Genomic DNA, 19482 nt, shown 5'->3' on the forward strand with positions numbered 1-19482 from the left:
AATGAAGGGTAAAGTTAAGGTGATTCAAGCAAGTCCCCTGCCCAGGCTAACACCAAGCTTAATCTAGCCCTCAGAGCTCGCCAAAGCCCTTTTTTCGCTTGGCTGGGCGCTGGCGCCTAGAAGATCCACCTTGACTGACCTTAGCAGGCACCCTAGGCGTCCTTCCCATTTCTGGGGCTGTACCCATTCCAGGCATGTTGCCACGGCTTACCTGCTGCATAAAAGCGCGCATTCTTTGAAAATCAGCTAAGACCTTGTCCACATCAGCCGGCTGATGACCACTGCCAACGGCAATACGACGACGACGAGCCGGCTGGGCAGCCAATAACTCCGGTTGGCAACGCTCTATCAACGTCATCGAACCAATCATGGCTTCGATGCGCTTGAGTTGATCTTCACCTTTTTTGAGCGTACCGTCGTCGATTTGGTTCATGCCAGGGATCATTTTCATTAGTCCTCCTAGCGACCCCATACGTTTAATCAAACGCATTTGCTGAAGAAAATCTGAGAAATCAAACGATGCTTCCTGCAGTTTCTTTTGCATATTTTTTACATCGGCGAGTTCAACCTCTTTTTGGGCTTTTTCGACCAAAGTCAGCACATCTCCCATACCGAGTATGCGACTAGCCATCCGCTCTGGATAAAATGGCTGTAGCGCTTCAACCTTTTCGCCTGTGCCAATGAATTTAATTGGCTGACCACTCACCTTTCGAATCGACAGCGCAGCTCCACCGCGAGAGTCGCCGTCCAACTTGGTGAGAATCGCACCAGTAATGCCTATTTGCTCGTGGAAAGCTCGGGTAAGTTCGGCTGCTTCCTGACCAATCATGGAATCCACTACCAGCAGTACCTCATCCGGTTGCACAGCGGTGCGGATTCGCACAATTTCCCCCATCATCTCGGTGTCGATTTGAAGGCGGCCGGCAGTATCCACCAACAGAGCGTCGTATCCCTCCATCCTTGCCTTTGCCAAACCGGCGGTAGCGATCTCTTCGGGCTTAGTTTCTGTGCCAAGGCTGAATACATCGATGCCGATCTGTTCACCAAGGGTTTTCAATTGCTCGATGGCAGCTGGGCGATAGATATCGGCACCGACCATTAACGGTCGACGTCCTTGATCTTTCAGATATAACCCAAGCTTTGCTGTAGCAGTAGTTTTACCGGCGCCTTGAAGGCCTGCCATCAAGACTACGGTGGGGGTTTCTGAGGTTTTTGCAAGGGAAGCCTTCTCTCCCCCCATCACCTCTGCCAATTGGCAGTGGACTACCTGGATAAATTTTTGATCTGGACTTACCCCGCGTACTACTTCAGTACCGACCGCCTTCTTACGCACCTCGGAGATGAAATCCTTAACAACCGAAAGGCTGACGTCAGCTTCGAGTAAGGCACGACGTACCTCTTTTAAAGCTCCATCAACGTTAGTTTCGCTAATTTTGTCTTGGCCTCTCAGCCCCTTAACCGCGTCCTCGAAGCGAGCTGAAAGTTCGTCAAACATAGCTTGATCATAACTAGACTTGGTTCACTAATCGTAGAAAGCTGGCCATTAATTACTCACGTATCGGGAATGTATTCATACAATTTCCACTGGCCATCGTCACGTCCCAACACATAGGTGATAGCTAGAGTCCTGGCAGGGGTCTGGTTAACGATCTTGCCCAAGTTGTCAATAGTTTTATCAGAATAGGCAACCTGGGCCTTTAACTTGATCCTTCGAGCCGTTCTGCTCACAACATCAAATGTTGTCACTGAAGCATTGATCATCTTGCTATGGCTTGCAGCCGCATCAGACATGCGCTCTGCCTGCACCAGCTGCACAAGCCTGTCACGAGCTACTGCCGCAACATCAGCATTTTTTCCGGATAGGAATTCGGCTTTGGCATTTAGCCACCTCTGGATTAGACCTCTTAACTGCCTCTCTGAGGGAGTATCACTGGTGAGCGGTAGTACCACCAGTGGGGCAGTCACAGCGGGTTGACCTGGTCGAAGCTCGACCCGCCGTTGATTTAAACCATATTCTGGATCAAGTAAAGTTGATTTATTTTTGACCAATGAGGCAGACCGAGGTACCCCAAATCTTTTACCTGACATTAGCGCGAGTGCCCCGCTGATTGCAGCGATAGCGACAACAAGTGTGGCGCCCTTCATTAATAACGAGCGCAAGAAGGGGGACCAGCGCAATAGAGAAAGGACAGGAGTCTCTAGCTCAACTGCATTTGGGGAAAACTCCGAATTCACCTTTGATGCTGTCGGATCTAAATCAGTTTTCGCCTTACAAGGCAAAAACGATGTGTCGAAGATGAGCTGGCGTGAACTCTGCTGATCAAGTCGATCAACATAGTCCTTTACATCGCGATCGGCGAACCAAGCATCTAAGTCAACAGCGGTTACATCCACATCGCGATACCCTGGCAAAACATCGCACTTGAGCCACGTTCGACAGTATTCACACTGCGCTGCCAAGCTGTCGTTTGCATGCTTGGCAAGCCAAGCCTGTATATCAGGTGCACAGGTCGCCGCGAAATGATGGTCTGCTTTGCGAACATTGCCAAGCAATAACTCTAGACAACCCAGTAAGGGCATCGGATCGAGCGCTGAGGCCGGAAAAAGTTGCAACAGCTCCCTTGCCTGCTCAAGGCGTTCGGGCTTACGGCAGGAGAAACCCGCTGCGGTAAGTGCGAGAACAGTCAAAAAACCGGCTTCTATTTCGCCCCTCTCAGACCAACGACCAAACAAATCGATTTGCTCTTGAACCGTCAGAAAGCGACGAACCTGTTGAAAGAACGATTCAAAATCCTCTTGAGTCATCAATTCACCGCTATCTGATCCATCGGTGGCACTCGGTTTGCCCTTGGCATTTAAACCACCGCGGCGGCTAACTAGCTGGTCTAGCAAGGTCAGTCCCTGCTGATGCGACGCCCGATCACTGAGATTGCGACTGATTAAATCCAAAATTCTGAACGGCAGCAATGCCTCAAGCTCTCTTTCTAAGACGCGCTGCTGTTCAGGCAGCTTGCCCATACGCTGCTGCAGTTGGATTCCATCCAATAAAAGTTGTGCTGCCGCTTCATAACGACGTTTTCCCTGTTCTTCCAAAGCGGCATCGCGACAAGCTAATGCTGCAACAAGTGTTAGGTCCGTTTGTCGTCCACTATCGAGAATAGGTACTCGAGACGGTTGGAGTTGGAGTCCATGACTGGCTATCTGGAAAGCCTCCAGAGCACCGTGAGCCTCCCAAAGGAGAATTAACCCCGCCACTTCGCTGCTTGCTGGAAGATTAAGTCCAACTGCCTCATTGGGGTGAGATTTGCTAGACCGAAGAAGAGTCGACTCGTACTCGCTTCGTGCTTTCTGATCGGTCAATAAATCGGCCGAACGATGCAACAAGTCGTTGCGCTTGAGCAGGGCTTCATGGGTAAAACCCTGATCTGGCGGGCTATCACAACGGCTTTGTAAACGATGCAGTATCGACGCCGCGTCAGCTGTGGGACTGACACCCAGCAGTCGGAAATGATCAATGGGCAAATCCAACGGTATTGCGTCTAGCATCCCTAATTTTAGTCAGCGCCTAAGGTTTTGACTGTTCCTCATCAGTTAACCCCTGGCATTTTACTTAACCATCATTCGTTGGCCCTTACAGTCTTGACTATTGTAATGAGGTGGTCATGGGTGAGTACCCTGCGGTCGATACCGCTCCTGTCAGCACGGCAAATCCCGGTTCCCATTCCGAACGTCTTTCAAACCTTGTGACATCTCAGCGAGCCATCGTTGATCGCGACACGGGCCTGAGGCTATATCGCGATATGGTTCTGGGTAGGCGTTTCGAAGACAAATGTGCCGAAATGTATTACCGGGGCAAAATGTTTGGCTTTGTGCATCTATACAACGGACAAGAGGCTGTCTGTAGCGGCGTTATTGGTGTGATGAAGCGCCAATACGATTGGTTTTGCAGCACTTACCGAGATCACGTCCATGCCCTAAGCGCTGGCGTTCCAGCACGTGAGGTTATGAGCGAACTTTTTGGCAAAGAAACAGGTTGCAGTAAGGGCCGTGGCGGCTCGATGCACCTATTTTCTAGAGAGTACCATCTCTTGGGTGGATTTGCTTTTATTGGGGAGGGGGTTCCCGTAGCGCTTGGCTCAGCCTTTGCCAGTCGTTATAAACGCGATGCCCTTGGTGACGCTTCAAGTAATGCGGTTACGGCTGCATTCTTTGGAGATGGAACATGCAACAACGGTCAGTTTTTCGAATGCTTAAATATGGCCCAGCTCTGGAAACTGCCAATTCTTTTTGTTGTTGAGAATAACAAGTGGGCCATCGGTATGGCACATGATCGTGCCACCAGCGATCCTGAGATTTGGCGTAAAGCTGCTTCATTCGGCATGGCTGGAGAAGAGATCGATGGTATGGACGTCCTCGCTGTACGAGCTGCCGCTCAGCGAGCGATTGCGCGGGCGCGCGCTGGTGAAGGTCCTACCGTTCTCGAGTGTCTCACTTATAGATTTCGTGGTCATTCCCTGGCCGATCCTGATGAATTGCGCTCAGAACAGGAAAAGCAATTTTGGGCGCGACGCGATCCTGTGAAGATCTTTGAGCGTGATCTCACAGAATCAGGTTTAGTGAAAAACGGTGACCTACGGGCAATTGACAAGGAAGTAGATGAGGTGATTGCGGATTGTGTGGAGTTTGCTCTCTCAGCCCCTGAACCTGATCCTTCAGAATTGACTAAATATATTTGGGCTGAGGAATAAACAAACGACCCACCTCAGCCCGTAGTTCGTCAAATTCCGCTTGGTAAACGTCGGGTGAGATTGCGCAATTTTCGTAGTGCCTTGAGTTCCAGCTGTCGTACACGTTCGCGAGATACATCCATGAGTCGGCCAATTTCGGCAAGCGTGTGGCGTTCGTTACCTTCTAATCCGAATCGAAGCCGAAGCACACCCCGCTCCTGCTCGCTAAGATGACTGAGCCAACGACCCAGTTGCTCGTGATGGATGCGTTGCTCAACAATATCGAGGGGCTCGTCAACTGATGAATCTGCAATTAGATCACCAACAAAGCTGCGACCTTCCTCACCGTTGACCGGAGCATCAAGACTGCTAGTAGTGAGTGCCTGACGCAACAGCGAATCAAGCTCCTCGAGGGGTATATCCATGGCTTCTGAAATCTCAACACGACTAGGCATGGCACCTAGTTTGTGAGCCAAATCCAAACTTACTTTGCTGATCGTGGTGAGTCGTTCACTGAGGGGAATGGGGAGGCGAATTGTGCGAGACTGACAAGCAATTGCCCGAGTCATACTTTGTCGGATCCACCAGAAGGCGTAAGTCGAAAACTTGTAGCCACGAGTTGGATCGAATTTCTCAACAGCCCGTTCAAGTCCCAGGGACCCTTCTTGGATCAGATCAAGCAGTTCCAACCCCTTTCCCTGATATTTCTTAGCAACACTGACAACAAGACGGAGATTAGCTTTCATCATCCGTTCTTTGGCTCGACGCCCAATTCGCAACACCCGACGTTGCTGATTTGTTAGCTCATCGGCCTCAAATTCTCGTGATCCGTCCTCCGTGAGGGCTATCATAGCTTGGACGTGGTTGCCTAACTCGATTTCTTCCGCTGGCGTCAGCAGAGGAATTCTCCCGATGGATGCCAGGTACCAATTTACGGGATCGCTGCTGCGACGACGCTGTGTCTCGAGCGGCTTAGAAGCTGTGGAAACCATGGTGGCAGCCCGAATGTGAGAAGACTTTCTTACGAATAAAGAGAAAGTGGCTCTCTTTTTCATTAACCCTTCAGATTCGAGCGAGGAAATCAAAACATTTGGATTTCACAAGTATTCCATAGCTCATAAGAACTGATCTCTAGTCCATGAGATAATCCTGGAGTGGCACAAAAAACCACCATTGACATTGTGTCTGCGCTTGATACTTGTGTATATGGGTCTTAGGTAGATGAGAATCCCTCTATTGCAATTCTGTTTAAGAAAATTGGGTGTTGGTACGGGCATGCAAAAACGCTTATCTTTTGTTTTCGAATGGAGACCTAATTATGGTTTGGTTAAGTATCAGGACTTCACTATAGGGTTGGTTTCTCTGCGCCGCATATGGCCCTTGGAGTAAGCATCACAAAAGCCGGGGAAGCCGCACTGAAGCGCTTGCGTCAGTGGCCTGGAGAGCGTCGAGTAGCTGTTGGACTTTCGGGCGGTGTGGACAGCTCGTTGACGGCTGCTCTCCTGGTGGAAGCTGGCTGGGAGGTGGAAGGATTGACGTTGTGGTTAATGAGTGGAAAAGGCGCTTGCTGTGCTGAAGGGCTAGTGGATGCCACAGGTATCTGTGAACAACTAGGCATCCCTCACTACATTTTAGACATTCGAGAGACTTTTCAACAAGACATTGTTAAACGACTGGTGGACGGCTACCAGCAGGGTATTACACCGCTGCCCTGTTCCCAGTGCAACCGTTCAGTGAAATTTGAACCAATGCTCGAATGGGCTCTGAGTAAGCGTAGAATCTCACAAGTTGCAACAGGGCATTACGCAAGGATTCGCTATGGCGGCAAAGGAAGGCGCCACCAACTTCTGCGAGGGTTGGATATCCACAAAGACCAGAGCTATTTTCTCTATGACTTAACCCAAGAAGTGCTTGGGCGCACCATTTTTCCGTTGGGTGAGTTGACTAAACCAGATACACGCCTGGAAGCCAGTCGCCATAGCCTCCGTACAGCTAAAAAGCCAGAAAGTCAGGATCTCTGCTTGGTTGACCATTACGGATCAATGAGTGCTTTTCTGGGAACTTATCTACCACCACGCCAAGGCGAGATTGTGCTGAAGGACGGAACTGTGGTAGGTAAGCACAACGGCATCGAGCATTTCACCATTGGCCAGCGCAAAGGACTCGGGGTTGCCTGGCGAGAGGCTTTGCATGTGATCAAACTAGATCCAGCCAGGAATCATGTTGTAGTAGCGCCTCGCTCCGAGGCCGGACGCCAAGAAGCTACCGTGGGGGCTGTCAACTGGATCTCAATTGATCCCCCTACAGACCCGATTGACCTACAAGTTCAAGTGCGGTACCGTGGCACCCCGGTTACCGCCCGCCTCACACCTTGTGCTGCAACTGACGATGACCGGTGCCGTCAGCGCCCCCATCGCTGCCATCTGGTCTTCAAAACTGAGCAATTTTCCATCGCTCCGGGCCAGGCAGCCGTGTTTTACAACGGAGAACAGGTGTTAGGGGGTGGGCTCATTCAGCGGGATCTCGAAACCAGCCAGGGATAGAGTCCAGTTCCCTGTCGGAGTTTTATCTCTACTGTGGCAACGCCTGGTTGCATTGGGGGTAGCAGTTGCTTCACATGTCCGTCCGCTGAAATCAGAGCCGTTGGCCCTGTATTCGCAACGCTGACCAAATCACGGCCTGACTCGATTGCTCGCAATTGGGCAATAGCTAGAAACTGATGCTGCAGTTGTAAAGGGTAGGGGTCGAGATTAGCGATAGAAAACAGCCAACTCGCTCCCTGAGCTGTCGCTAGCGCTAGCGCCTTACCGTCTGCAATTTCATAGCAGATGGCAGCCGCGGCAGGCGGATCAAGCGCCAAGATTAAGCGCGATGCACTATTACTTGGATGTATACCTCCAACAGCCGATAAACCGTTGGTAAAACCAGCCAGAAGAGGTGGAATCCATTCCCCAATAGGCACTAATCGATATTTATCAAGAAGGGGGCGAGGTAGGTCAGCTTCGGGATAAAAGAGTTGCAATGTGCTGCGCTGTTGCCCTTTCACCCAGCGAAACCCGCCATTGATCAAAGGCACATGCGGTGCTTCTTGCGGCATCTGCCATCCAGAAGGAAGCACACCTTCTGGTGCCAACAGCGCATCAGCCTGATTGTTCTCAGCAGCTTGCAGCGCGGCAACCAAAGCCGAGGTTAAACGACTTTGCTGTTCAGCATCCAGCTTTTCGCGAGTCGGAATTGCTGGTTGCCATGCTGCTAGCGAAAGGTTGCCTACCGCAGGCGGAACCGCCATTAAAAGTACGCCGCCGAGGCTATGGGCAAGTAAAATGCTTCCAAAGCCAATTAATAGTCGACGAAGACGCTCTACTCGGCACTCAATCAAACTCCAAAGCCACCAACCCCAAATCAATTGCATAACGACCAGGCCATAGGAGCCAAACCAGCGCGCTAAACCGGCTAAAGGTCTGTCCCAGGGCAGCGTGCTGGTGCCAACGCCAATCCAGAACAAAGGCGAATTGGACAAAATCAACTCGGCGTATGCCCAAACCAGTGCAAGAAGAAACGCGCGGACACAAGGCTTCAGCTGTGGAAACCAGCAACGACAAAACTGCGATAAAAGCGACCAAAGAGCAAGTAAACCAGCGGCACAACTCCCACAAATCAACCAAAGGGTGACTGTCAGTGGCAAACTCAAAAAAGCTGGCACACCCATCCATGTAAGTGGATGAAGGGAGAGCAGCCAGGCATGGCTGACTAATACAGCCAACAACCCCCAGATTGCACACCAATGAGTGTATTCAGCCAGCGACCACAGTAGAGCCAATGCTGGTAGCATTAAAGTAGGACCTCCTAGCGAAGGAGCAAGGCCAGCAAATAATCCACCCAAGACGGCATTCCACCCAGGAGACAGTCGGTGATTGCCCATGGTCAAAGTGGCAGGACAAGGTAATCCTGAATCCCCACCTTCTGCTAATCCCATGGACGCCGCCAATTTGTTTCAGCAACTGCTGTTCCGTGGTCTAGGCACCACGACACTAGTAGCCGAACATTTGCGCGGAGTTGCTCAGGCTCGGGTCAACAATGGTCAGCTAGGTTCAAACCAGGCGTCCGCATTGGTGGACAACGTACTCAAGGCCCTACTTGGAGAGACACCGGAACTGGAGCAACAGATGGGCCGAAATTTAGAACGCAACCGAGATAATCTTTCTCAAGACTTTGGTGTACCAAATCAAAAGGAAATGGATGAGCTGCGAGGAAGAATCGATCGATTGGAACAACAGTTCCGTCGAATGAACCGGTCGGGTTGAGATCACGTTAATCCGATGGAAAGCCAGACTTACAGTCGTTTGATACGGACTCTATGCGCGACATCCTTATTTCTACGACGGTGTGTGTGGCTTGCTTGATTCTGGCTTGCGTGAGCCAACTAATTGTTCCCTCGACGGTGACGGCGGCACCACAGGCTCAGGCCACTGTGGTGCATACCAAATTCAAAGCAGCTGCACCGGTATCCAAATTTGAACTGGATCCAGACAATCCAAATCCAATCCTTTTTGCTATGGCTCCTGAGGCTGACCAAACTGGCCTTTCCACTTTCAGTGAACCGATGGACGTCCCAGATGCCCGTCTCCTTGCAAGTGGCCTTAAGATTACGGAACTAGAAATGGGCACTGGCGAGGAAGCCACTTCAGGCCGGACAGTCGTAGTGAATTACAAAGGAACCCTCGAAAATGGCAAAGAATTTGATAGTAGCTACGGTCGCGGCCCTTTTAGCTTTCTTTTGGGGGCTGGACGGGTGATTAGAGGCTGGGAGGAAGGAGTTGCCGGCATGAAAGTGGGTGGTAAGCGTAAGCTGGTGATACCGCCCGATTTAGCCTACGGCGACCGTGGTGCTGGTGGTGGCGTCATTCCTCCGAAAGCAACTTTGGTATTTGAAGTTGAACTGCTCGACGTAAGGAAGTGAGTGGAAGCTAGGCTCCTCCCAAAGACAATTCCGCTCACTAAATGATGCTTCGCTCAGCCTTCAACGCTTTTGTTCGCGCTCTACCTGCTTCTACTGTCGAAGCTCATTGCGATGGTCCCTGTGGCGTCTACGACCCTGCTTCTGCTCGAGTGGCAGCTGAGGCAGTTCTTTCAATGACTAAAAAGCTAAAAGCACTTGAAGCACCAGACGCCGGAGATGCTGCCACTCTAGCTGCTTACAACAACACCTTCGGCCGCTTCGTAGCTATTAAGGAGGAAGAAGCACAAAAGACCAAGAAAGAGTTGTTAATCCTTTGGACCGACTACTTCAAACCTGATCACTTGGCCACTTTCCCAGATCTTCACGACACCTTTTGGAAAGCAACCAAATTATGTAGTGCTTGCAAAGTTCATATCGATCAGGGCAAAGCTGAGGAGTTGATGTCTACCGTCGAAAAAATTCATGGTATGTTTTGGCGGTCAAAAGGTCGTGATGAAGTCTGGGTCACCGCTTCCTGAGTCTTATCACCTCAACTAAGCAAATTGCGGCAGCGGGTCTGCTTGATCTGCTGCTGGTTTTTTCTAGGCGAAGGTTGCTCTTAAAGGTTCAAGGTGTATCGATGCTTCCGACACTGGGCCCGGGGGATCGTATTGTCGTCAAGCCTTTAGCAGTCGATGCATCTCTCCCATCCTGTGGTTCTATTGTGGTTGTTTGGCATCCCTGGAAATCAAATCTTCGTCTGATCAAACGTCTTCATAAGGTGGATAGAAATGGCATGATTCTTCTGGGTGATAACCTCTCGGCCAGTACAGACAGTAGACAATTGGGGGCTTTTTCGCCAAAGGCCGTGGTTGGCGTTGTAGTATCTAAAATCGGCTAGAGGATACTTAAAATTCCAGATCTAATTTTTTGGTTAGAACGTTGGAGCCGAGGTCTTTTGAACCCAGAAAGCTCCGGTCGCTATTGATAGTCCACCAGCGCAACCCAGCAGCAGCGGCAACATACGTGAACTGCTTTTAAAGGTGATAAAAGAAAGCATACCGACAACAGTCGCCATCGCTACAATCGATCCCCCTAAGTAAGCCATCAAATAGGCAAGGGCACTTAAAGGAGGTAGGGCCAATGCAGGAATCATTGCCAGAAGATGACTGGCTCCGGCCAAACCATGTAGAAGACCCAGGCCAGAAGCGACATGATGATGGTGGTTGCTTTGATCGCGGATATGTAGATGAACATGATGGTGGGCTGCGTTGCTGTTGTGGTGATGGTGTTTATGGTTGTGCAGTTCAAGATTGAAAGCGTTACGAACTGCTAGGCCACCACCAATTAGAAGTGCAACGCCAACTAAAAATTCAGCCCGCATTGACATTTCTTCAATGTGGACTAAGTCTTTAAAAGTGATTGCTATTAAGGTGAGAGCCACAACGCCGACTGAATGACCAGCTCCCCAAGCCAAACCGGCCCGGAGTGCTGCCGCCGGCCGCCGCAATGAGAAAGGGGTCATTGCTACGAGGTGGTCTGCCCCACTCACAACATGTAGGGCACCGGCCGCAAAGCCCGCAAGAAGGCTAATCAGCAAGGGCTCGATGCAATGGATCGCAATTCTGTAAGGCTGAGTGACATCAAGCCTCAACCAGTTGTTTGAGAGCGGACTCGACGTCATTTTGAAGCATCAACGCTTCCCCTATCAGCACTGCCTTGACTCCAGCCACCCGCATACGATTCAGATCTGATCGGGTGAAGATTCCCGACTCACTTACGACTGTAGCATCCTTCTGAAACAAGCGATCACTAAATTGATTCACTAAATGTTCTGTAGTGGCTAAGTCTGTTTCGAAAGTAATGAGGTCTCGATTGTTGATACCAATCAACGAAAATCCACCTATTGTAAGGACCCGCTCCATTTCGATGGAGTTATGAACTTCTACCAGCACATCCAAGTCTAGGGACTGAGCTACTTTATTCAGATAGTAAAGATCCTGATCTGTGAGGATTGCAGCAATCAGAAGTACTGCATCTGCTCCAGCGGCTCGCGCCTGAAAAAGCTGATACGGACTCAAAACAAACTCTTTACATAACAAAGGAAGATCGACGGTCTGACGCACGCTAATTAATACATCAAACCCTCCTTGAAAAAAATTCTTATCGGTGAGTACCGATAAACAGGTTGCACCTCCAGCAGCGTAAGCTGTCGCAATGGTAACAGGGTTAAAGTGTTCACGTATCACTCCTTTGCTGGGACTGGCTTTCTTTAACTCAGCTATTACCGCCGGCCTTATCCCAGCAGAATGGAGTGCCGTTGTGAAATTTCGTGTGGGCGGCAGTTCCTTGATCTGCTGCTTAAGTCTGTCTAGCGGTATTTTTTGACGGGCAACTGCTATCTCGTAATCTTTTTGCCACACAATTTTTTCAAGAATATTACGCGGCTCCTCTTCATCATGTGGAATAGCGTACTCAAGATGAGCCACTTGAATCTTGGGATTAGGAGGACGACGACGGATCTTCATAACAACAAGACGAAATGAAATAATGGGCGGTATATGAAACCTGGTTTAAGTCACGAGTTGAGAAGCAGCTTGCTTGTAAGCGACCTCTACCACTTCACTGAGGGTAGGATGGGTATGGACCTCTGTAGAGAGCTGGCGCACACTCTGGCGTCGTGCCACCGCGTTAGCCACCTCCTGGATCAAATCTGCAGCATGCAAGCCATAGATATGAGCTCCAAGAACCTCCCCGTTGTTTTTATTAAATAGCAGTTTCATAAGCCCTTCACTTTCGAGTTCTGCCAAAGCCTTCGAATTGGCCTTGAAGTAGCTGCGCACAGACCCCAATGGAAAGCCTGCCTTGTCTGCAAGTGCCTTGGCGCTAACTTCAGTCAAGCCAACGGAACTGATCTCAGGATGGGTGAATGTGGCCGCGGGAATACTGCGGTAATCAATTTTTCGGGAATGGCCAAGAATGTTGTCGACAGCAACGATGCCCTGGGCTGCAGCGGCATGGGCAAGCATCAGCTTGCCAGTGACATCGCCGACAGCCCAAAGGTGAGGCACGGGTTGATCATTAACCAACACACGCATCGAATCATCGACCGGTATGAATCCACGATTGGTGGTTTCGATCTTCAGGGATTCAAGATTAAGCGCCTTGCTAGTAGGCACACGACCGGTCGCTACCAAAACCGCATCCACTTCCAAGATATCCACAGAAGATTTATGGCTGTCGGCTAGTTCAATTTGTACTGGACAACCGGGAATGACTTTGCGAGCTAAAACTCCGTGTCGCGCGTCGATATCACGCCCATCCAGCAGACTCCGACTAGCGATTTTGACGATATCGGGATCAAACGTTGGCATCATACGGTCGAGTGCCTCAATCATTGTGACTTCACAACCAAGGGCTGTGTATACATCGGCAAATTCCAAACCGATGTAACCGCTGCCGACGATGGCAATCCAGCGTGGAAGCCATTCCAAGTTGATGGCTTCATCACTGGTAAACACCGTGCGGCCATCGGTTTTGATCCCAGAAGGGACAAGAGGATCCGAACCCGTAGCCAGGATCACATCTCTAGCTGTTAAAACGCGGTCTACACCATTGGATTCACGTAAGTTAACTCTTTGAGAACCTTCGAGGCGACCGTGCCCCTGAATAATGGTAACGCCGGCACGTTCAAGCGATTTCGTGAGATTAGTGCGTATGGCCTTGACCAGCTGATTGGCATGGTCAGCAATCTTTTGCCGCTCAAAGCGCACAGGAGCAGCGTGGATACCGAAGCTCAAAAGGTGCTTATCGTTTGCGAGTTCACGCACCTTGCCACTAGCAGCCAATAGTGCCTTTGAGGGAACGCAACCGCGGTTAACACAGGTGCCGCCCATATCGCGAGATTCAATAATAGCTGTTTTCAAGTCATGATCTGCAGCGTGCTTGGCGGCATCAAAGCCTCCATAACCGGCACCAATTACGACGACGTCAAAGTCGAAGCCAGTGTCGTTCATCCGAACCGCTGCGATATGGCGGTCATTGTCGCTCTTCGTCGCTCCATAAGAAGTGGAACTGCTGCAGCTGCCACATTTAGCGACTTAACCCGTGGACTGTGCGGAAGAGTGACAGCGTGGGTACAACAGGCCCGCAAACACGGATGCAGACCAGCTCCCTCTGTACCAAGAACCAAAGACGTTGGCCTTGTCCAATCTAGCTCCCAATAAGGAATGAGCTTCATTAAGCTATTGGCATCGGGTACGAGAGTTGCCACCACTTGCACCCCCTGAGAAGCTTGCTCTTTCAAAGCTTGTTCGAGTTGTTGAATTGCTTGACTTTCATCTGGTCCGAAACGCTGGTGGGGCAATCGCAGTAACGCTCCTGCTGATGCTCTAATGGCCTTTGGCGCTAATGGATCAACACCAGATCCCATCCAAACAACCTGAATCTCAGCAGCTAGGGCAGTGCGCAACAGCGTGCCAAGGTTGCCTGGATCCTGAATACGGTCTAGCACCAACTGAAAATCACAAGTAGATGGTGGCTCTGGCAGCATTGTCAACGGACACGAGCAAGCCACGCCATCAGGGTTGGTAGTTGTCAATGTCGTTCGCAGTACCTCGTTGGTCACTAAGCGCCAAGTGACTGTTGCATCAAACTTTTTGATCAGATACTCATGACGATCCAACCAAGCTTCCGTCGCAATCAATTCGGTTGGACACCCCCCAACAGCAAGCAGTTCTTGGACTAGATGTGTTCCTTCGAGAAGTATGAGTCTGGCTTTTTTACGACCAGACCGTGTTGACAATGCTCTAAGTCGCTTGATTAGAGGATTTCGACGACTGCTGATAGGTGGTTCCAACAAGATTCGCGGCAGGCCTCCATTTAGAAAAAGCTGTGCTTCCGCACTCTTAGACCATCGTGAACACTCAAATCTTGCCCTTCGAGTTCGAGACCATTAATCGATGCCACTTCACCCTTAAGGCCCTCTGCCGACAAATGCTCGATCAACTTTTTAATCACTTGATCTTCCACCGTTGTCCGATCGATAGAATCTGGTGTTAAACGCTCTAAAAACCTACCGACTTTCGCCGCCACAACTTCCGAAGTATTTGAAATCTTCAGGACAATCATTGTTGAGGAACGTTGGATTTGATGCGGATGGGGAGATTTGAACTCCCACGATGTCGCCATCACTAGTACCTGAAACTAGCGCGTCTACCAATTCCGCCACATCCGCTGGTATTTGTCATTTTAGGTACCATAGGGCATCACTCTTATTTCTTAAGCCACTTGCTATGAGGCCAAATCATCCAGTTTGGCCGCCGGCCGTCTAGACGGTCTCATGCGCGATTGCGAATATGCCGAAGCTATGTAGATTTTAAAGGGAATGGTAGTGGGTGTAACTGCGTCTCAAAAAAATCTCACCCAATATCTCAGCGTCACGGGCGGGCATTCTCTTCATGGAACCCTAAAAGTCAGTGGCGCAAAAAACTCGACACTCGTCTTAATGACAGCCAGTCTTCTCACCAATGAGACTATCGAGTTAACCAATGTTCCCGACCTGACCGACATTCATAGCATGGGCAAGATCCTTGGATCCCTCGGAGTGGTGGTAGAGCGAAGTATGAATCGCATGCGCCTAACAGCGTCAGACCTAACAAATGCTGAACCTCCTTATGAGCTCGTCAATAGCCTGCGCGCAAGCTTTTTTAGCATTGGCTCGCTTTTGGGTCGTTTGGGTCACGCCAGAATGCCACTACCAGGGGGATGCCGAATCGGAGCGCGACCCGTTGCCGAACATATCCGTGGCTTGAAAGCACTCGGCGCGGTAGTGACAGTGCAACATGGCGTTGTCGCTGCCTCAGGAACAGGGTCCAATCAAAGACTTAAAGGAGCGCCAATAATTTTGGATTGCCCAAGTGTTGGGGCAACAGAAACGATCTTGATGGCCGCAGTTCTAGCAAAAGGTACTACTACGATTGAAAACGCTGCTCAAGAACCAGAGGTGCAAGACCTAGCTAATTTGCTCAACGTGATGGGAGCACGCATAAGTGGGGCAGGCAGGTCCGTCATCAGCATTGAAGGCGTTGAATCTCTCCATGGCTGTCTTGATTATCCAGTCATACCTGATCGCATCGAAGCGGGGACTTTTCTTATGGCCGCCGCTGTGACACGCTCCAGCATGCGTGTAGAACCGGTGATCCCCGAGCATATCAACGCTGTGCTTCAAAAACTACGCGATTGCGGTTGCCTCCTTAAGATCAGCGGCACCAGCGTCGATATCACCCCTGGTGATCTCATCGCCACAGACATCACAACTCAGCCTTTCCCTGGCTTTCCCACTGACCTTCAGGCTCCATTCATGGCTGTGATGTCGACGGCGAAAGGCACTAGTGTGATTAGTGAAAGAATTTATGAAAATCGCCTACAGCATGTCGCTGAATTGCAGCGTATGGGCGCTAATATACGCGTGGAGGGTGGTACTGCCATAGTTGAGGGAGTTCCAATCCTCAGCGCTGCTCCTGTAGTCAGCAGTGATCTTCGTGCGGCAGCAGCTATGATCTTGGCGGGACTGTCGGCACGCGGAACCACCCAGATTTCTGGTCTTTCACATCTTGATCGTGGTTATGACAACATCGAATCGAAGCTGCGTGGCGTTGGTGCCGACGTGGAGCGTGACGGCTTCTAAAATCAGAAGCTAAAAGGTTTTCTGCAACGGGCGCATTGGTCCATACAATCAAAACGCGGGAGCATGGCGGAATTGGTAGACGCAGTGCACTCAAAATGCACCGGCCTCGGCCGTCTCGGTTCAAATCCGAGTGTTCCCACTGCAGTTATGGGGACTTACAGTCGCTACCCGCTCACACTGGTGCGGGGTCGTGGATGTTGGGTACGCGATCAACAGGGACGTCGATACCTTGATGCCGTTGCAGGTATTGCCGCCTGTACCTTGGGGCATAGCGACCGAGCTATGCGGCGCGCGCTCAAGGATCAGCTTCAGCGGCTACAGCACGTGTCCAACCTCTATCAAATTCCTGAGCAAGAGCAGCTCGCACGCTGGTTGGTAGACAACAGTTGCGCTGATAGCGCATTTTTCTGTAACTCAGGTGCTGAAGCGAATGAAGCAGCGATTAAGCTGGCCCGTAAGCATGGACACCAACGGCGCGGAATTGAACGACCCATTATTTTGACGGCTAACGCTAGTTTTCATGGCCGAACGTTAGCAGCCGTTAGCGCCACAAATCAGCCCAGATATCACAAGGGTTTTGAACCCATGGTCGATGGCTTTAAGAGCTTCATTTATAACGATCTCTCTAGCTTTGAAAACCTTCTGAGAAGTTTAGAGGTTCATGGCCCACGGGTCTCAGCTGTTTTGATCGAACCTCTACAAGGCGAGGGTGGTGTTAACCCAGGCGATCCCGCTTTCTTTCATGCGATTCGGCATCATTGCAGTGAGAAAGGAATCTTGCTAATCTTCGACGAGGTCCAGGTGGGAGTGGGTCGCAGTGGTTTTCTTTGGGGTTACGAACAGCTAGGTGTAGCTCCTGACGTGATGACTCTAGCCAAAGGCCTTGGAGGTGGGCACGCTATCGGTGCAATGCTGGTTCAAAAGGAGGCAGATCTATTTGAGCCCGGTGATCACGCCAGCACATTCGGCGGTAATCCCTTTGCTTGTAGGGCTGGTCTTACGGTGGTCCAAGAATTAAAACGTCGCGATGTGTTATGCAATGTCCGCAAACGCGGTGAACAGTTACGACGAGGCCTTGATAGCCTGATCGAGCGTTTCCCCAATATCTTGTGGCAGGCGAGGGGTTGGGGCCTTCTTCAAGGCGTCGTAATTCGAGATGATTGTAACCTTGGTGCTGCTGCTGTTGTAAATGCAGCATTAAATCAACGGTTGCTTTTGGTCCCTGCTGGTGCGAAAGTGGTGAGAATAGTTCCCCCGCTTGTGATTCGACGTCGAGAAGTCACCGAACTGCTTATTCGATTGGAACGTGCGCTGCAACTAATCCAAGTGTGAATCGAGCCCAGAGTGATGAACTAGAACGTTTCCTGCCCCAGTTTGAACAATGGGGCACCGATCTGTCCCTTGATCGGATGCATCACGCTCTTATCGACCTGGCGTATCCCTGCGGTAATGTCCCTGCTGTACAGGTAGTAGGGACTAACGGAAAAGGATCGATCGCTTGCATGATCCACAGTGGTTTAACTACAGCGGGTGTTTGCTCTGGCCTCACTACTTCTCCTCATTTGGTGAGTTGGTGCGAACGCATTTGCGTCAATCAGCAAGCGATCACGATGGAGCAACTGTTGCATCGCCTGGAAAGGCTGCAACCTCTGGCAGAAAAACACAACCTTACGCCTTTTGAACGGTTAATTGCCGTAGCTTTGATGCACTTTGATGCCAGCAACGTGGACTGGCTAGTACTAGAGGCAGGACTTGGTGGCCGTTTAGACGCCACTACGGCTCACGGCAAACGACCGTTAATTGCTGTAGGGGCAATTGGTATCGATCATCGCGAACACCTCGGGGATACGATCACAGCGATTAGCCAAGAAAAAGCTGCCGCTATCAGCCCTGGTGCTCATGTGATCAGTGCCGCTCAAGCAGATAATGTATGCACTGTTTTAGAGCAGCGTGCTCGAGAGGTTGGGGCAACCATTGAATGGGTTGAGCCACTCCCAAAGGATTGGAATCTTGGACTTCCTGGCGACTTGCAACGCTACAACGGAGCTGTGGCTTGTAGCGCTCTGCGACACATGCGAAAGTTGGGCACCAACATCCCCGAATTGTCCATTTGCCAAGGTTTGGCTCATGCTCACTGGCCCGGCCGACTTCAGACTGTGCTCTGGCAGGGACGACCTGTCCTCCTAGACGGGGCCCATAATCCTTCCGCAGCCACCCAACTAGCCCATGAGCGACGGAGATGGTGCAATAACAACCAATCTCAGATTTGGATCTTGGGAATCCAATCGCATAAACAGGCACCCGAGATGCTTCACCTACTGCTTGAACCTACAGATTTCGCTTGGATTGTTCCTGTACCAGGACATCGAAGTTGGACCGTGGACAACTTGATTGAAGCCTGTCCAAATTATGCTCATCAGCTGGCTAGCTCTGGGGGAGTCTTTGATGTACTCAATGCCCTTTCAAGAGCTCTTGAGGTATGGCCCAATCCACCACCACTTGTCGCCGGATCACTATATCTTCTCGGAGAAATAATAAACCAGCAGATAATTAAGCAGGATAGGATTAACTGAATTTATGGATACCGCCGCCATACGCCATTCATTCCTGCGATCCATGATGGTGTTATCACTAGCATTGCATTTATGGATCTTGCCAACTTCAGCTTTCGCGCTCGATACCTCCGCTGGCTTCGGATTGCAGGATCGCGCTCTTTTTCAGGAGAAAGTCGACTATACTCTCACTAATCAGAGTAACAGAGATTTTCGCGGACAAAACTTGGCTAATACTTCTTTTGCCGGAGTTATCGGTCGTGGTGCTGATTTCCGTGACGCCAACCTTCACGGAGCAATTTTTACGCAAGGCGCTTTTACCGAAGCAGATTTCCGCGGCGCTGATCTTTCCGATGCACTTATGGATCGTGCTGATTTCGTCGCGGCTGACCTACGCAACGCGATTCTCTCTGGAGTTATTGCATCAGGCAGCAGCTTTAGCAGGGCAAAAATAGAGGGAGCTGATTTTAGTGACGCGTTACTTGACGCTGATGATCAGCGTCGTTTCTGTCGCGATGCTGATGGTATAAATCCAATAACCAACGTACCGACCTTTGATAGCCTTAGCTGTTGATA

Annotated in this window: 19 protein-coding genes and 2 tRNA genes; 11 read left to right on the forward strand and 10 right to left on the reverse strand. The window is 50.5% G+C overall.

Translation table 11 applies throughout. From position 1 onward, the window contains the following. Window positions 1-70: 70 nt before the first annotated feature. Entirely contained in the window at window positions 71-1495 is a 1425-nt protein-coding gene (gene ffh / locus ABWV55_RS03065) for a signal recognition particle protein (RefSeq protein ID WP_353292247.1), read from the reverse strand. 56 nt (window positions 1496-1551) lie between these two features. Further along, on the reverse strand, window positions 1552-3528 hold the full coding sequence (locus ABWV55_RS03070) for an IMS domain-containing protein (protein WP_353292248.1): 1977 nt from the start codon (window positions 3526-3528) through the stop codon (window positions 1552-1554). 134 nt (window positions 3529-3662) lie between these two features. On the opposite strand from ABWV55_RS03070, the gene pdhA reads away from it, so the two are divergent. Further along, the gene (pdhA, locus tag ABWV55_RS03075; protein ID WP_353292249.1) at window positions 3663-4748 is read left to right on the forward strand and encodes a pyruvate dehydrogenase (acetyl-transferring) E1 component subunit alpha; all 1086 of its coding nucleotides are present in this window, start codon (window positions 3663-3665) and stop codon (window positions 4746-4748) included. A 29-nt stretch (window positions 4749-4777) separates the two neighbouring features. On the opposite strand, the gene ABWV55_RS03080 is transcribed toward pdhA, so the two are convergent. Next, window positions 4778-5719: a sigma-70 family RNA polymerase sigma factor gene (locus tag ABWV55_RS03080; RefSeq protein WP_353292250.1), complete on the reverse strand. Its 942-nt coding sequence runs from the start codon at window positions 5717-5719 to the stop codon at window positions 4778-4780. Window positions 5720-6100: 381 nt separating this feature from the next. On the opposite strand from ABWV55_RS03080, the gene mnmA reads away from it, so the two are divergent. After that, the gene (mnmA, locus tag ABWV55_RS03085; protein WP_353292251.1) at window positions 6101-7270 is read left to right on the forward strand and encodes a tRNA 2-thiouridine(34) synthase MnmA; all 1170 of its coding nucleotides are present in this window, start codon (window positions 6101-6103) and stop codon (window positions 7268-7270) included. On the opposite strand, the gene ABWV55_RS03090 is transcribed toward mnmA, so the two are convergent. Beyond that, complete coding sequence (locus ABWV55_RS03090) at window positions 7240-8703, reverse strand: apolipoprotein N-acyltransferase (protein WP_353292252.1); 1464 nt, start codon at window positions 8701-8703, stop codon at window positions 7240-7242. The two genes, mnmA and ABWV55_RS03090, sit on opposite strands and share 31 nt — an antisense overlap. Between ABWV55_RS03090 and ABWV55_RS03095 the strand changes: the two genes are divergently transcribed. The 4 genes from ABWV55_RS03095 (at window position 8702) to sodX (ending at window position 10567) form a co-directional block, all read left to right on the forward strand. After that, window positions 8702-9031 (forward strand): hypothetical protein, encoded by a 330-nt coding sequence (locus ABWV55_RS03095; RefSeq protein ID WP_353292253.1) that lies wholly within the window; start codon window positions 8702-8704, stop codon window positions 9029-9031. The genes ABWV55_RS03090 and ABWV55_RS03095 overlap by 2 nt on opposite strands. Window positions 9032-9084: 53 nt before the next feature. After that, window positions 9085-9687: an FKBP-type peptidyl-prolyl cis-trans isomerase gene (locus tag ABWV55_RS03100; protein ID WP_353292254.1), complete on the forward strand. Its 603-nt coding sequence runs from the start codon at window positions 9085-9087 to the stop codon at window positions 9685-9687. A 44-nt stretch (window positions 9688-9731) separates the two neighbouring features. Next, on the forward strand, window positions 9732-10205 hold the full coding sequence (gene sodN / locus ABWV55_RS03105; protein WP_353292533.1) for a superoxide dismutase, Ni: 474 nt from the start codon (window positions 9732-9734) through the stop codon (window positions 10203-10205). A gap of 74 nt (window positions 10206-10279) precedes the next feature. After that, complete coding sequence (gene sodX / locus ABWV55_RS03110; protein WP_353292255.1) at window positions 10280-10567, forward strand: nickel-type superoxide dismutase maturation protease; 288 nt, start codon at window positions 10280-10282, stop codon at window positions 10565-10567. Window positions 10568-10600: 33 nt separating this feature from the next. Here sodX and ABWV55_RS03115 read toward each other — a convergent pair whose 3' ends face one another. The 6 genes from ABWV55_RS03115 to ABWV55_RS03140 all read right to left on the reverse strand — a co-directional run bounded on the left by ABWV55_RS03115 (window position 10601) and on the right by ABWV55_RS03140 (window position 14902). Then, a complete protein-coding gene (locus ABWV55_RS03115; RefSeq protein WP_353292534.1) occupies window positions 10601-11266 on the reverse strand; it encodes a hydantoin utilization protein A in 666 nt (221 codons plus the stop codon). A gap of 43 nt (window positions 11267-11309) precedes the next feature. Beyond that, the gene (gene trpC / locus ABWV55_RS03120) at window positions 11310-12194 is read right to left on the reverse strand and encodes an indole-3-glycerol phosphate synthase TrpC (protein WP_353292256.1); all 885 of its coding nucleotides are present in this window, start codon (window positions 12192-12194) and stop codon (window positions 11310-11312) included. A gap of 45 nt (window positions 12195-12239) precedes the next feature. Continuing rightward, window positions 12240-13682, reverse strand: coding sequence for a dihydrolipoyl dehydrogenase (gene lpdA, locus ABWV55_RS03125; RefSeq protein WP_353292257.1), 1443 nt, complete (start codon window positions 13680-13682; stop codon window positions 12240-12242). After that, on the reverse strand, window positions 13679-14527 hold the full coding sequence (locus ABWV55_RS03130; RefSeq protein WP_353292258.1) for an RNA methyltransferase: 849 nt from the start codon (window positions 14525-14527) through the stop codon (window positions 13679-13681). Before ABWV55_RS03130 ends, lpdA begins: the two co-directional genes overlap by 4 nt. A gap of 20 nt (window positions 14528-14547) precedes the next feature. Beyond that, window positions 14548-14796, reverse strand: a complete 249-nt coding sequence (locus ABWV55_RS03135; protein WP_353292535.1) for a hypothetical protein — start codon at window positions 14794-14796, stop codon at window positions 14548-14550. 22 nt (window positions 14797-14818) lie between these two features. Beyond that, window positions 14819-14902 (reverse strand) — tRNA-Leu (locus tag ABWV55_RS03140). A 150-nt stretch (window positions 14903-15052) separates the two neighbouring features. On the opposite strand from ABWV55_RS03140, the gene murA reads away from it, so the two are divergent. From murA to ABWV55_RS03165, 5 genes are all read left to right on the forward strand, one after another. Then, window positions 15053-16354 carry a UDP-N-acetylglucosamine 1-carboxyvinyltransferase gene (gene murA, locus ABWV55_RS03145; RefSeq protein WP_353292259.1) on the forward strand — a complete coding sequence of 434 codons (1302 nt, stop codon included), beginning with the start codon at window positions 15053-15055 and terminating at the stop codon, window positions 16352-16354. A 57-nt stretch (window positions 16355-16411) separates the two neighbouring features. Next, window positions 16412-16493, forward strand: a tRNA-Leu gene (locus tag ABWV55_RS03150). Between the two features lie 8 nt (window positions 16494-16501). After that, entirely contained in the window at window positions 16502-17686 is a 1185-nt protein-coding gene (locus ABWV55_RS03155; RefSeq protein ID WP_353292260.1) for an aspartate aminotransferase family protein, read from the forward strand. After that, window positions 17683-18927 carry a cyanophycin synthetase gene (locus tag ABWV55_RS03160; RefSeq protein ID WP_353292261.1) on the forward strand — a complete coding sequence of 415 codons (1245 nt, stop codon included), beginning with the start codon at window positions 17683-17685 and terminating at the stop codon, window positions 18925-18927. The genes ABWV55_RS03155 and ABWV55_RS03160 overlap by 4 nt, the downstream gene beginning before the upstream one ends. A 4-nt stretch (window positions 18928-18931) precedes the next feature. Beyond that, on the forward strand, window positions 18932-19480 hold the full coding sequence (locus tag ABWV55_RS03165) for a pentapeptide repeat-containing protein (protein WP_353292262.1): 549 nt from the start codon (window positions 18932-18934) through the stop codon (window positions 19478-19480). Window positions 19481-19482 lie beyond the last annotated feature (2 nt).

This window comes from Synechococcus sp. M16CYN (genome assembly GCF_040371545.1).
GTDB lineage: Bacteria > Cyanobacteriota > Cyanobacteriia > PCC-6307 > Cyanobiaceae > Parasynechococcus.

Bases quoted from the DNA above. Each gene is read 5' to 3' on its own strand.
- ffh (WP_353292247.1), bottom strand. From the start codon at position 1,495: ATGTTTGACGAACTTTCAGCTCGCTTCGAGGACGCGGTTAAGGGGCTG.
- pdhA (WP_353292249.1), top strand. From the start codon at position 3,663: ATGGGTGAGTACCCTGCGGTCGATACCGCTCCTGTCAGCACGGCAAAT.
- ABWV55_RS03080 (WP_353292250.1), bottom strand. From the start codon at position 5,719: ATGGTTTCCACAGCTTCTAAGCCGCTCGAGACACAGCGTCGTCGCAGC.
- mnmA (WP_353292251.1), top strand. From the start codon at position 6,101: ATGGCCCTTGGAGTAAGCATCACAAAAGCCGGGGAAGCCGCACTGAAG.
- ABWV55_RS03095 (WP_353292253.1), top strand. From the start codon at position 8,702: ATGGACGCCGCCAATTTGTTTCAGCAACTGCTGTTCCGTGGTCTAGGC.
- ABWV55_RS03090 (WP_353292252.1), bottom strand. From the start codon at position 8,703: ATGGGATTAGCAGAAGGTGGGGATTCAGGATTACCTTGTCCTGCCACT.
- ABWV55_RS03100 (WP_353292254.1), top strand. From the start codon at position 9,085: ATGCGCGACATCCTTATTTCTACGACGGTGTGTGTGGCTTGCTTGATT.
- sodN (WP_353292533.1), top strand. From the start codon at position 9,732: ATGCTTCGCTCAGCCTTCAACGCTTTTGTTCGCGCTCTACCTGCTTCT.
- trpC (WP_353292256.1), bottom strand. From the start codon at position 12,194: ATGAAGATCCGTCGTCGTCCTCCTAATCCCAAGATTCAAGTGGCTCAT.
- lpdA (WP_353292257.1), bottom strand. From the start codon at position 13,682: ATGAACGACACTGGCTTCGACTTTGACGTCGTCGTAATTGGTGCCGGT.
- ABWV55_RS03135 (WP_353292535.1), bottom strand. From the start codon at position 14,796: ATGATTGTCCTGAAGATTTCAAATACTTCGGAAGTTGTGGCGGCGAAA.
- murA (WP_353292259.1), top strand. From the start codon at position 15,053: ATGGTAGTGGGTGTAACTGCGTCTCAAAAAAATCTCACCCAATATCTC.
- ABWV55_RS03155 (WP_353292260.1), top strand. From the start codon at position 16,502: ATGGGGACTTACAGTCGCTACCCGCTCACACTGGTGCGGGGTCGTGGA.
- ABWV55_RS03165 (WP_353292262.1), top strand. From the start codon at position 18,932: ATGGATACCGCCGCCATACGCCATTCATTCCTGCGATCCATGATGGTG.